The sequence below is a fragment of the Flavobacterium flavigenum genome, assembly GCF_027111255.2.
GTDB lineage: Bacteria > Bacteroidota > Bacteroidia > Flavobacteriales > Flavobacteriaceae > Flavobacterium > Flavobacterium flavigenum.
Genome location: NZ_CP114285.2, coordinates 1,032,034 through 1,046,392 on the forward strand (window position 1 = coordinate 1,032,034; position 14,359 = coordinate 1,046,392).

General features: G+C 33.8%; 8 protein-coding genes. 2 read left to right on the plus strand and 6 right to left on the minus strand.

The window, feature by feature from the left end; genetic code table 11:
• Positions 1-92: 92 nt before the first annotated feature.
• From OZP09_RS03840 to OZP09_RS03865, 6 genes are all read right to left on the minus strand, one after another.
• Positions 93-1,712 carry an ABC-F family ATP-binding cassette domain-containing protein gene (locus OZP09_RS03840; RefSeq protein WP_281310316.1) on the minus strand — a complete coding sequence of 540 codons (1,620 nt, stop codon included), beginning with the start codon at positions 1,710-1,712 and terminating at the stop codon, positions 93-95.
• Positions 1,713-1,888: 176 nt separating this feature from the next.
• Complete coding sequence (locus OZP09_RS03845) at positions 1,889-2,662, minus strand: TlpA family protein disulfide reductase (protein ID WP_269236615.1); 774 nt, start codon at positions 2,660-2,662, stop codon at positions 1,889-1,891.
• A 670-nt stretch (positions 2,663-3,332) separates the two neighbouring features.
• On the minus strand, positions 3,333-5,399 hold the full coding sequence (locus OZP09_RS03850) for a beta-N-acetylhexosaminidase (RefSeq protein ID WP_281310317.1): 2,067 nt from the start codon (positions 5,397-5,399) through the stop codon (positions 3,333-3,335).
• A 148-nt stretch (positions 5,400-5,547) separates the two neighbouring features.
• Positions 5,548-7,485, minus strand: a complete 1,938-nt coding sequence (gene nagB, locus OZP09_RS03855) for a glucosamine-6-phosphate deaminase (protein ID WP_269236618.1) — start codon at positions 7,483-7,485, stop codon at positions 5,548-5,550.
• A gap of 109 nt (positions 7,486-7,594) precedes the next feature.
• A complete protein-coding gene (locus tag OZP09_RS03860) occupies positions 7,595-9,184 on the minus strand; it encodes a RagB/SusD family nutrient uptake outer membrane protein (protein WP_269236619.1) in 1,590 nt (529 codons plus the stop codon).
• Positions 9,185-9,194: 10 nt separating this feature from the next.
• Complete coding sequence (locus OZP09_RS03865; RefSeq protein ID WP_269236620.1) at positions 9,195-12,212, minus strand: SusC/RagA family TonB-linked outer membrane protein; 3,018 nt, start codon at positions 12,210-12,212, stop codon at positions 9,195-9,197.
• Positions 12,213-12,474: 262 nt separating this feature from the next.
• On the opposite strand from OZP09_RS03865, the gene OZP09_RS03870 reads away from it, so the two are divergent.
• Both OZP09_RS03870 and OZP09_RS03875 read left to right on the plus strand, forming a co-directional pair.
• Complete coding sequence (locus tag OZP09_RS03870) at positions 12,475-13,527, plus strand: sensor histidine kinase (protein ID WP_269236621.1); 1,053 nt, start codon at positions 12,475-12,477, stop codon at positions 13,525-13,527.
• Entirely contained in the window at positions 13,517-14,218 is a 702-nt protein-coding gene (locus OZP09_RS03875; protein ID WP_269236622.1) for a LytR/AlgR family response regulator transcription factor, read from the plus strand. Before OZP09_RS03870 ends, OZP09_RS03875 begins: the two co-directional genes overlap by 11 nt.
• Positions 14,219-14,359 lie beyond the last annotated feature (141 nt).

The following is a 14,359-nucleotide window of genomic DNA, read 5'->3' on the forward strand; positions in this document are numbered from 1 at the left end:
AGTATTTTTTATTCATGCTTTTTTTTATATTTAGTTATAAAAAAAGCTCGTATTGTAAAAAACACGAGCTTTCGAAATTAAAATGTTGATTTTCAAAGATTATACATCTTTTTTCTCTGTTCCTGAATCTTTTCATCATCAAGATATTCGTCAAATGTCATGTAACGGTCGATTACTCCGTTTGGTGTCAATTCTACTACTCTATTACCTACAGTTTGTGCAAACTCGTGATCATGCGTTGTAAAGATTACAGAACCTTTAAAGTTTTTTAGTGAGTTGTTGAAAGCCGTAATCGACTCCAAATCTAAGTGGTTTGTTGGTTCGTCAAGCATCAAAATATTTGCGCGTTCCATCATCATTCTGGATAACATACAACGTACTTTTTCTCCTCCTGATAATACACGGCTTGTTTTAAGAGCTTCTTCTCCAGAGAAAATCATTTTCCCTAAAAATCCTCTAATAAAAACCTCATCGCGCTCTTCTTCCGTTTTAGCGTATTGGCGTAACCAGTCTACCAAAGTCAAATCATTTTCAAAATATTTATGATTTTCAGCCGGTAAATAGGCCTGATTGGTTGTAATTCCCCAGTCGAAAGATCCTGAATCTGCTTTTTGTTCTCCGTTTAAGATTTCGTAGAATGCTGTTGTTGCACGTGAATCTTTAGAGAACAGCACGATTTTGTCGCCTTTTGCCATATTCAAATCCACATCTTTAAACAAAACTTCTCCATCTACAGAAGCAGATAAGTTTTCTACATTCAAAATCTGGTCTCCCGCTTCACGATCCTGATCGAAGATAATTGCTGGGTAACGACGGCTTGAAGGTTTAATTTCAGAAATATTCAATTTAGAAATCATTTTTTTACGGGAAGTTGCCTGTTTTGATTTTGCAACGTTGGCGCTGAAACGACGAATAAATTCTTCTAATTCCTGTTTCTTTTCTTCTGCTTTTTTGTTTTGCTGCGCACGTTGTTTTGCCGCTAATTGGCTGGACTCGTACCAGAACGTATAGTTTCCGGAATAGTGATTGATTTTTCCGAAATCAATATCCGAAATATGTGTACAAACCGCATCTAAAAAGTGACGGTCGTGAGATACTACAATTACAGTATTTTCATAATTTGCAAGGAAGTTTTCTAACCAGGCGATTGTCTCAAAATCCAGATCGTTGGTAGGCTCATCCATGATCAATACATCCGGATTTCCGAAAAGTGCCTGCGCTAAAAGCACACGAACTTTCATTTTTCCTTCCATATCCGCCATTAAAGTATAATGATCTGTTTCTGTGATTCCTAAGTTAGATAACATTGAAGCTGCATCAGAATCGGCATTCCATCCGTTCATTTCTTCAAACTGCACTTGCAATTCTCCAATTCGGTCTGCATTGGCATCATTATAATCTAAATAAAGTTCATCCATTTCTTTTTTAACAGCGTACAGAACTTTATTTCCCATCAAAACGGTTTCTAAAACAGTATGTTCGTCGAACATGTTGTGGTTCTGATTTAAAACCGACATACGTTTTCCCGGTTCTAAATGAATGTGCCCCGAAGTCGGGTCCATATCGCCCGAAATGATTTTAAGAAAAGTTGATTTTCCAGCACCATTGGCTCCAATAACGCCGTAAATATTTCCGTGAGTGAATGTAGTATTTACTTCGTCAAACAAAATTCGTTTGCCAAATTGTACTGATAAATTATTGACTGTTAACATGAATGTCTTTTTAATTAATTTGGTGCAAAAGTACTAAAAAAGGTTCTAAGTTACAAAGATGCTTTTTGAATTGTAAGATGTGAAATGTGAACGGTAAAATGTAATCTGTAAAAGGAAAATGTTATTTAGTTTAAAATAAAAAAACATCTAACTTTTCACATCTAACATCTAACCTTTTACAACTTACTTTCTTTCTCCAAAGCAACCTCCAGACTTTCAAAATTGGAAACTACTTTTTTAATTAAACCTTCTTTATTGAGGATAAAATGCGTTGGAAAAGCATTCAGCTGTAAAGTAGTATTCATGTATTCTTTCATGTTGGGAATAACAGAATATAAAAGTGGTTTTCTTCCTAAAAACGTTTTTAATTGCTCCGGCGTATCTTCGGCAAGGCTTACAAAAACAATATCTTTTCGGTCTTTGTATTTTGAAACTAAGGCATTGACCTGTGGAAATTCTTTGATACAGGCCGCACAATGAATGTACCAGCATTTGATTACGATGATTTTTCCTTTCATGGTTTCGTTTGAAACTACATTTCCTTCTAAATCTTTAAATGAAAAATTTGGGAAAGGAGTTCCTTCCATTTTAAAATTATGCAACGCATCAAAAGCCTGCTGGTTGATTGTGGCTTTTATGCTGGTATCTGATTTTGGGAGTATTTTAAAAAGCTTGTAATAATAAATAGAATCAGCTGATTTCAGTCGGATTGGGATTAAGTTTCCGTTTACTAACTGGCTTAAAAATGTTTCTTTTGATATTTTTTTTGAAAGAAGATCAAAGGCGGTAAAATCTCTGGAAAGCATGATGTTTTTGCTTTGATAGGCTGACCATTCGGTGAAATTCTTTTGAATTTGGATGGGATCAACCTCGGGATTTCCCAGTTTACTTTGAGCTGAAGAAATAGTAAAGATTAGAAATGTTATTATAAAGCTGATTGATTTTTGCATGAAATATAATCGAATAATTTTAGGGTTCAAAAGTACGCAAAATTAATGTTTCCCGCAGATTGTGCAGAGTTGAGCAGATTTTTTTATTATGCTTTTCAATTGAAGTTAATTTCAAAAAAAAATCTAAAGTCGTAAATATAAATTTATCTCATTTTTGTCATTTCGACCTTTTGGGAGCAATCAGATTAGTAACTCAACAACAGTGCGTTGCTCTCCCTCAATGATTTCTCCTTCGTCGAAATGACAAGATTATTTAAAACTTTGCAAATATTCTTATGAAATGTAAAGCCCTAGCCCTGATCGAAGCGACATCCTTTTATGCCGGGGTTCGGCATAAAAGATATAGCGGAGAGCAGGAATCAGCTCCTAAAAATTACAATTCTTAACTACATTAAAACAAAAAACCTGACAATTGCTTGCCAGGTTTAAATGCTCTCCTCTAAGCAAAAACCAAATAACAAATTACCTAAAATCGATACATTGTGGAAATACAAATCAGATTAAAAAATAAATAACCAAACTCAATTTTAACCTTCCTAATTTTTTATTTCCTTACTTTTAAAACATTCAACTTATTAATCGGGAGAATATCTCCACCGGATTCATGCCGGCAGAGAGATCTGTTACCAATTAACACAACTTCACTTAAACTACTTTACTAACTCAAACTTTATATTAATTTTTTCAGACTTGTATAAACTGCCAACTCTACATCGGCATGGTCTTTTGTATTGCATTGCTCAATCAAAGTTTTTAAATCCTGTGATTTTAAAGTTGATTTATTATCTAAAACCTGCAACAATTCCTGTGATGCATCGCTCAGCTTTTTAGCCAACGGCAGAATTGGCTGTACTAATGGCGCGTTGGCACTTAAGTCATTTAATTCTTTATCTAAGGCAATCCATTTGTTGAAAAATGCAGCGACTTTTGCTTTGTTTTCTGGCGTTTTGTTTGCTAAATACTGCTTTACGGTATCATCAAAAGCCAAAGCATCTTTTGCATCAGGCGTGCAGGCATCTGCAAAAAGTGTAAACGGAGAATACATTTGATATTCTGTTCCGTTTTTATTTCGTGTATATCCTTTTAAGGGTTCACAAACATTTGAAAATTCGTTAAGCGATTTTACATTTTGGTTGTTTGCAATATTTCTTAGAATCACCTCTTTGTTGCGAATGTGCGTCAGACCCAATTCTTCTAATCGGAATGAAATGGTTTCAAGACGTCTGCGCATATCGCCAACATCAGTAATGTTTTCAGCTGACCAAAGTCTTTCGGCAATTGCTGCTGTTCTTGGCCAAATTCTGGAATCTATTGTTTCGGGTGTCGCTAATTCTGTCCACATTGGAGCTTCGCCACCTAAGATTCTTGCCTTTTCTTCTGTAGTCAAATCAACTCCTTTTGGCATTGGATCCGTTAAATAATGACTTTCAATTGGGTACATCAAATCGATATAATATCCGTTTGACAATACTGTTTTATAGCCTTTTTTTACTGCTTCGACTAAAGACTGCCCTGGCAAAACACCTTCATTTGGCCCTCTCCAGGAATGAATGATTGCATCTTTTGAAAGGTTTTTGGTTAAAATTTCTTCCCAACCCATTAATTGTTTTCCGTGTTTTTTTAGCATCGGAACCAGCTGCATGGTGAAATAAGTCTGTAATTCGTGGTTTGTTGCTAACTTATTTTTCTTTTTAAATTCCTGAATCTTAGGATTGGTATCCCAGTCTTTCCCTTCATTTTCATCTCCTCCAATATGAAAATAAGCTCCGGGAAACAATGGGCAGACCTCATCAAAGATCTCGCTTAATATTTGATATGTTTTAGGGTTTGAAGGATCTAATGTAGGTGTAAAAATCCCCGCATTTCTTTCTACTCCATAAGTCGCAATTGCTGTTCCCTCAATATTTTTTTCTGAAGTTCCGCCTTTTAGTGTAATCACTTTACTTCCTATTTCCGGAAAAGCCGTCAATATTGCAGTTCCGTGCCCTGGTACATCTATTTCGGGTACTATCAAAATACCGCGTTCATCTGCATATTTTACGATATTTTTAATTTCTTCCTGTGTGTAATACATTCCGTCCGAAGCCAGTTCAATTAGTTTTGGATGTTTTTTCATTTCGATTCTCCAGCCCTGATCATCTACTAAATGCCAGTGAAAAACATTCATTTTCATAGCAGCCAGTCCGTCAAGATTTCTTTTAATTACATCTACGGGCTGAAAATGTCTTGCAGCATCAATCATCAAACCTCTCCAGGTAAATCTTGGGAAATCTGAAATTTGTGCGTTCGGAAAATAAAATGATTTATTAGTATTCTGTAACATCTGCAATAACGTTTCAAGACCATGCAAAGCTCCTAAATCGCTGGTTGCCTCTATTGTAATTTTGTTCTCTTTAATATCTAAATGGTAGCTTTCATCTTCATACAAACCAATTTTTCCTCTTTTGGTACAGTTTATCTGAAGTTCTGCTGTGGGAACTTCGTTTAGTTTCGTAACAAAATCCTGTGAGAAAAAGAGACCTGTTCTGCCATCTAAGCGACGTAAAAAACGAGTTACGCCTCCAAATATTCTCGGATTTGGGTTTCCGGTAATATTTACTTTAAAGTCTTTTTTTAAAGCAAAATTGCCATCATTCAAAACAACATTTTGAGGCCAGGGCATAAGGTTTAGCTGCTCTTTTTTAATCTGAGCACTAGATGTTAAACCTGCTAATAGTAGGACTAATATATATTTCATTTTATGGCGCTTGAAAAGTTATTATCCGGAGATAACATTAATAAATAGATAAAATAAAATCCAGAATGATCTCTCTATTGATCCTCACTATCAGTATGAAATCAATCTGAATTTGGTCATTTGATTCAATCAAATCCTAAAAATAATCTTAGTAATCAAAACGTTTGAAAGCCTCAATAGCTTCATATTCAGCCAATCCTAATTCATCATATAGAATTGCTGTATTTTTATTTCGGTCTTCTGCCCTAACCCAAAACTCTCTGGAGTCGTTCCCCTGGAACATTACCCTGTCTTTTTGAGACTGGTGGTATAAAATCGCATGACGCTTCAATAATACTTCAGATGGAGAGAGCGGGACTGCCATATCAATTTCGTGAATATCCCATTCGTGCCATGCTCCTCTGTACAGCCATAACCAGCAGTCATCCATGTACTTTTGAGGTTTCAGTTCTTTCATCGCGGCAAATATGGCATTCAGACAAACTTCATGCGTCCCGTGCGGATCAGCGAGATCACCTGCGGCAAAAACCTGATGTGGTTTTATTTTGGCAATAATATCTTTTACGATAGCAATATCTTCAGGACCTAACGGGTTCTTTTTTACCTGCCCTGTTTCATAAAACGGAAGATCTAAAAAGTGTGTATTTTCATCTTTTAGTCCGATGTATCTTGTAGCTGCATACGATTCCCTTCTGCGAATCAATCCTTTTAATTTTCGAACTTCCAATGAATCTACCTGATCTTCAGATTTGTTGTTCAAAAATTCAATTACTGATTTGAAATTAATTTTAGCATCGGCATCGCCGACAAAATCGTTACATACTTCAGCAAACTTTAGTGCTTCATCATCTGTAACCGCAATATTTCCGGAGGTTTGATACACTACATGAACATCATGCCCTTGTTTAATTAATTTTGAAAAAGTTCCTCCCATAGAAATCACATCATCATCAGGATGCGGACTAAAAAGAATCACTCGTTTTTTTGCAGGATTGGCTCTTTCCGGACGATGTGAATCATCTGTATTAGGTTTTCCACCGGGCCATCCTGTAATGGTGTGCTGCAATACATTGAACATGTTAATATTCAAGTCGTAAGCAGAACCTTCCTGCGCCAAAAGATCAGACATTCCGTTATTATTGTAATCACGGTCTGTTAATTTTAAAATGGACTGTTTTGTTTTTTGGCATAACCAAACAATCGCTTTGCTTTTTAATTCCTGTGTCCAGATACATTCTCCTACTAACCAGGGCGTTTTGAAACGCGTTAATTCTGAAGCCGCTGACTGATCTAAAACGAAAGTTGCATTAGAGTGGTTTTGCAAAAATGTAGCCGGAACTTCAGAACTGATATCACCCTGAATAGTTCTTTTGATGATATCGGCTTTGTTTTGTCCCCAGGCCATAAGTACAATTCTTTTCGATCTCATAATAGTCGAAACTCCCATGGTAATGGCTCTTTTCGGAACGTTATCGATTCCATTGAAGTCAGATGAAGCATCTACTCTTGTAATGTGATCCAGTGTAATTATTCTTGTACCGGAGTTAATATGTGATCCAGGTTCATTGAAACCTACGTGACCTGTACGTCCAATACCCAATAATTGAAAATCAAGTCCGCCGGCTTGTTTAATATTCATTTCATAGTCGATGCAATATTGATTTAATTCCTCAATTGCAACGGTACCGTCAGGAATATTAATATTGTCAGGATCAATATCAATATGGTTAAAAAGATGCTGATGCATGAAATAGTGATAGCTTTGATTGTTCTCCTTTGTCATTGGATAATATTCATCCAGATTAAAAGTGATTACATTGCTAAAACTTAATCCTTCTTCTCTATGCATTCTTACCAATTCCTCGTACACTTTTATAGGAGAAGACCCTGTTGCCAGACCTAATACACAGGCTTTATTTTTTTCTTGTTTTGATCTGATTAATTGTGCGATTTCCTGTGCTACAATTACAGAAGCTTCTGCTGAACTTTTAAAGATTTCATTGTGAATTTTTTCAAATCTTGTTTCTTCAAATTTTCCTGCACTTTTATAGCTGATATCAGGTTTTATTTCTAAAGCACTTTTCATTTTTTTATTTTTTGTATTATATATGAATTTAAGATTTTTATGTAATGGTATAAGCAACTAGTGTTACCTATACCATTTACAACCAAACTTATTCTTTTAATCTTTATTTTTAGAAATTAGGTCCTGTAGTATCCCACCAAAGTCTTGTTCCTCCTGTGTCAGGGCCTCCCAATTTAGAGATACCTGAATCTACACCACCTTGATTGCTTGATTTCTCCGATTGAACAAAATTGATTCTTCGTACTCCGTACTCAGTAGTAATTGTGTTTCCACTGTAATTTTTAAGTACCGGAAAAAGTTTTGGATAACCTGTTCTTCTGTAATCAGACCAAGCCTCTTGTCCTTCTGGAAAACCAGCTATCCATTTTTGAGTAATAATTTTTTGCAATTTCACTTCATTTGTTGCTGAATCGTCCCAGGCAACAGTAACATTATTTACTGCAGGAGAATTATTTACAGGGAAGTTAGGATCAACATATGTCTTAGGTAATTTCGTGTTATCAGCGATATAAGCTGATACACCTGCTGCATCTCTTTGTCCAAATGATGCGGCAATACCTTGTTCATATAATGATTTAGCATCACCTCCCATATTCCATCCTCTTAAAGCACCTTCTGCTCTTAAGAAATAAGCCTCAGCTGTAGTCATTAAAACAATTTCGTTTGTTTTTGCAGCAGTTCCAAGACCCGAAAAGTCCTGGTGGTCTGCTTTCGCAGCGATTTCGATTCCTGTACGAACACCTTTATATTGACCAGGAAATTTAGATGATAAATCAAAATAATTTTCAATTCTTGGATCTTCATAGCCTCCCATAATAGATTCCATATCAGCAGACATACGAATATCTAACCATGAATCACTAATTGTAGCAAGCGGATTTGTATAAACAGGAGATACAATTTTAAATAAATCGCCGTTTGATTGCATTACTCCAAATTTATGTGATACTGCCTTCTCTGCCTGAATTTTTGCTAAAGCAGGATCTGCTTTTACAATACGCATCGCCAATCTTAAGCGCAAAGTGTTAGCAAATTTTACCCATTGTTTATATTTTCCTTTATATCCTGATAAATCAGTTGTTTTAAAAGTACTTTCTCCGGTATCTCCATCATCAACTCTTTGCGTCAAATCTGCAACTGCAATATCCAATTCATTAAAAAATTGATTGTAAACTTCTTGTTGGCTGTCATATTCTGTAGGGCTTGAATTTCCGTATTTAGAATATATGATTGGACCAAAAGTATCTGTTAGCCTGTGCATTCCTTCTACTTTCAAAATCAATGATAAAGCATAAAACTGATTGAATTTTCCTTTTGATTTCTTTTCGATGTCTACTGCATTATACATTACATTTTTATAAGCATAATCCCAGATAAATCCATTCCAGCCATCAACTAATGAATAGGTTGTATTATTTATACCTCCTGCAAAACCTGTTGGCGTAGCCATATATCCCGACCAAATATCAGCGTTTAAGTTTTGTTGTAATTGGTATACCCATTCGAAATTAGCAGTTATTACCTGAATATTATTAAATATAGGTGCGAAACCTTGTTTGATATGATTAAAATCCTGCTCTAATAATTCTGGTGTAATCCCTTCCTTATTGGTGTTAATCTCCTCAAAATTGTCTGTACAACCAAACGTTGCCAACAATGAAATACAAACAGCTGCTTTTGTTATATTATTTAGTTTCATGTTTTTAATTTTAGAAAGTTACGTTTAAATTAAGACCGATACTTCTAGTAGACGGTAAACCATAAATATCTACTCCCTGTAAACCTTGACCTGTACTTAATGCAATGTTTGGATCAAAAGGTGCATCTTTATAAATAAAGAATAAGTTTCTAGCAATTAATGAAATACTAGCAGATTGAATTAAAGGTAAAGTTTTTGGATTGAAATTATACCCGATAGAAACTTCCCTAACACTTACATTTGTAGCATCATAAACATACTCTCCTGTGATACCTGCTCTTCCTCCAACTTGAGTATAATATGATTGTGCAGATACATTTGTTACCGCTACACCATCACTTGCTCTAACTCCATTTATCGCAACTCCACCTGCATTTCTTGCATCACCTGTTGCTTTTGAAACTCCAAACGAGTCATTTTGTGCTTCAGTTAAGCTCATTACATCTCCACCAAAACGGCCATCAATCAATACATTAGCAAAGAAAGATCCTAGTTTAAATGAATTTGACCAACCTAACATGAAATCCGGATTAGAATTTCCAACTTCTTCAAAATCAGTTTTTTGAAAAGTTCCATCATCATTTAATAAAATTCTGCCCTGAGCATCTTTTTTAAAGTTGATTCCTTCAATAACTCCGTAAGGTTTTCCTTCAACCAAAGCATATCTGTAGCTGTTTACTCCAGCTTCAGTCAGGTTAACTCTGCCTCCTAATTCAGTAGGTATTTCTTTTACGTTATTTTTGTTTTTAGAAAAATTAAGGGCAGTATCCCAGGAAAATTTATCTCCTCTAATAATTCCACCGCTTAAAACAATCTCAACACCTTTATTTTCTATACTACCTGCATTAATTCCGTAAAAATCATAACCTTGATCATTTACTGGAGCTACTACTTGTAAGTATTGGTTTTTAGTTTCAGAGTTATAATAAGATATTTCAAAACTTAATCTGTTGTTGAACATTCTCCACTCAGTACCAAATTCAAATTCAGATTTCAACTCTGGCTTCAGTGTTTCACCTGGTCTTGGTCCTACTTTAGGATTAATTCCAGAAACACCTGGTGCAGAATAATAGGTAGGATTAGTAACAAAAGGATAAATATCATTACCAACTTTTGCAAAAGTACCACGAATTTTACCATAATTAATCCATTCAGGTAATGTTGCCATTTCGCTAATAAGAGCTGTTACCCCTACAGATGGATAAAAATAAGGATCTGAAACTGTAGATGACCAGTCATTTCTTCCTGCAAGATCTAAGAACAACATATCTTTATATCCAAAAGTAGTTGCAGCAAAAACTGACTGCACTTCTCTTTGAGAATCTACTGTTTGATAGTTACCCGTATTATTGTTAAAATTATGAAGTGTAAACCAGTTTGTAATGTTTAATCCTCCACTAATTCCAGAATCTAAAATTGTTTTCTGATTGGTTAAAGTATTAGTTATACTTGTTCCAATATTAGCATTAAAAGAAAAATCATTTCCAATTTTTGTATTTATTGTAGCGATTAAATCAGCGTAACGTTGTGTACTTAAAGAATTCTCGTTTATATATCTTCCGTTTACATGAGAAAGAGTTCCTTGTGTTGTAGCATATATTTTTTTATCAAAAACACTAGTCACTCTATTATAGCTGTATCTGGATGTAATACTTAACCAATTATTAGCTTTATAATTTAAAGACAATGCTCCGTTAAAGAAATCATTTTTATCTTCAGATTTATTTCTGTTAATTGCCCAATATGGATTTTGCATAATATCTCTGTTAGTCATCCAGTTTTGTGCCATTAAGTTTCTTGCAGGATTGAATACTTCATAATTATCTTTGTAATAATTAAAGTCATTTCCTCTTGGCATTAGGTAAACCCCTGTTAATGGGTTGAAATAAAATCCATTTACCGGTTTATTTGCAATTTTTTGAGATGTATAATTGGCATTAGCTGAAAATGTCAATTTATCATTAAAGAATTTAGCCGTTTGTCTAACCCCAAAGTTATTTTTCTTTAAACTATTTCCCTCTACAATTCCTGTAGCAGAAGTATTAGCATAAGAAAATGCAGTAGAGGAATTCTCAGAACCAATTGAATATCCTACTGAGGTAATTTGTGTAGTTCCAGTATTAAAAAAATCTTTTACGTGATCTTTTGTTTTCCCTGCTGGTCCCCAAGACTCATCAGCACCTGGAGCAGCAATATAATCTGTCTGAAATTTAGGCATATAAGCAGCTTCTTCAAAAGTTGTAACAGATGAAGCAGTAACGTTAGCTTTTCCGGTTTTAGCTTTTTTAGAAGAAAGTAAAATGACACCATTTGCTCCTTGCGAACCATATAATACAGAAGCTGCAGCACCCTTTAGAACTGTCATTCCTTCATAATCATCCGGATTTATTAAAGAAACTACATCTCCACCATCACGGTTACCTCCCGACAAACTACCAAAAGAATCATTTGGCTGTCCTGAACCTGAATTCAGCATCGGAATACCATCAATAACATATAAAGGCTGACTGTTAGAAATTGAAGAATTACCACGAATAACTACTTTTGTAGACCCACCAGTACCACCAGAACTTTTAGTTACAGCAACACCAGCTATTTTACCAGCAATAGTATTAACTACGTTAGCATCTCTAACCCTTGTTAACTCTTCGCCTTTTAGCTCTTGAGCAGCATATGTTAAAGATTTTCTTGTTTTCTTTAAACCTAATGAGGTTACCACAACTTCATTTAGTGCATTTGATTTAGCTTGTCCCATTTTTACATTAATTGTAGTTTCATCGCCTACAACAATGCTTTGTGTTTCAAGACCTACATAGCTAAAAAGTAAAGTCTGTCCTTTTTGTGCTTCAATCATATACAAACCGTGAAAATCGGTTGTACCACCTTTTTGACCTCCTTGTACAGCCACAGAAGCACCAGGTAATGGCATTCCATCAGAATCTGTAATCACACCCTTGATACTTTTTACCTGTCCAAGTGAAACTTGAGCTGTAAAAGCAATCATAAAGATTAATAAAATTTTTTTCATGTTTATTTATTTTGTTAGTTATGGTGTAAATTTATTCTTAAGGGATTGTTAAAAAAAATAATTTAAACCAACTGCAAAAAACTTTAAACCAACGACATAAAACAATCAATAATGTGTTTTACGAAAACGTTATCTTAACAAAATAATACACGCTTTCTATAATTTTATAAAATTTTATTTAAAAAAATTGCGTTTAATTAAAGAATTGTTTAAAGTTGCATGATAATTTAGCTAACCATAATCGACGTAATCCATCACTACATTGAGTGAAATTCAAAAATTAAATTTTGATATTAAACTTCAAAATCACATCTGGTTCTGGGGAAGTTATTTTACTCTTAATTTTTTAAGATGGGGTGCTTATTTTAATGATTACGATTATTCATTTAAATCAAACCTGATTGAATTTTCGCTGCATATACCATTAGTCTATTTCAATCTTTTTGTTTTGGTACCCAATTATGTTTTAAAACAAAAATATTTTAAATATACCATTGCATTATTAATTAGTCTTTTTACTGTCTATTTACTCAAAACAGCCTTAACCTATTATATTATTTCAGAAAATATATGGCCGGAAGCTAATCGTGAATATAAGCCTTTTGATATCAATCATATTTTTGCAGTTTGTATTGGAGAACTGTATGTTTTGGCAATGGCATCTTCTATTTATCTGACGCTAACGTGGCTGCGGGAGAGAGAAAGAAACAGGTCGTTGAGGGAAAATCAATTTAAAATAAAACTTAAATACCTCGAAAATCAGATTCAGCCACATTTTTTCTTTAATACATTAAATAATTTATATGCATTATCATTAGAATCTTCTGATAAAGTTCCTGATGTAATTATTAAATTATCAAATCTAATGGAATATGTTTTATATGATGTAAAAGGAAACAAATCTGTATTACTAATAAAAGAAATAGATTACATTCAGAATTATGTCGAAATTGAAAAACTTCGTTTTAAAAATGTTGAAGTCACTATTAACCTTGAATCGGATATTGAAGATATCAAGGTGCCACCTTTAATCTTTATTTCGTTGGTTGAAAATGCCTTTAAACATGGAGGGGTAAACAACCAGAATCTAAAAATTAAGATAAATTTCAAAATTGTTGACAATAAAATGCTTCATTTTGAAATCCTTAATAATTTTGTAATTTCACAAAAAAATAATCCTAAAGGCGGTATTGGTTTATTAAATACCAAGAAACGATTAAAGTTAATTTACAGGAATAATTTTAGCCTGCAATACAAAACAAAGCTGAATTACTATATAATAAGTTTGCAAATACCTATTCATAATGAAGATTAAATGCTTATTAATCGACGATGAACCTTTAGCAATTAAAGTTTTACAAAATTATTTCACCAATTTTCCTGACTTTGAGGTTATAGGTACGTTCAATAATTCTTTAGAAGCACTAGATTTTATAAACAGTACACCTGTCGATGCTGTTTTCCTGGATATTAATATGCCCATGATGACAGGTTTTGAACTAATTAGCTTAATCGAAAACAAAACTAAAGTAATTATTACAACCGCTTTTAGGGAATTTGCAGCCGAAAGCTATGATCTTGACGTTTTAGATTATCTCGTAAAACCTATTCCTTTACCAAGATTTATTAAGTGCATTAACAAAATCACGGCCGAATACAATTTAAAAAACAATATCAAAACCGAAATTCCTAAGGGAGATTCGCATATTTTCATCAAAGTTGATAAAAAAATGATGAAAATTAATATCGAAGAAATTTTATTCGTTGAAGGAATGAAAGAGTACATAAAAATTGTTACTTCTGATAAAACTTACATAACTCATAAATCTATTACTGCCCAATCAGAAGAATTGCCTGGTGATAAATTTATACGCATTCATAAATCCTATGTAATTGCGATTAATAAAGTTAAGTCGATTGAAGGAAACAGGATTCAAATCATGTCACATACAATTCCGATAGGCCGAAACTACAGTAAGGATGTAAAAGCCAAAATTCTGGAATAATCACTAAATCGATATCGCTACTCTTAAAATAATAACACATTGTTGAATAAATTATGTTGTTTGTATAATTTCTTCATTATTTATGATTTTTTATTTTTTTTTAAAAGTTGTAACAAATATATTTACCACTTTAAAAACCAC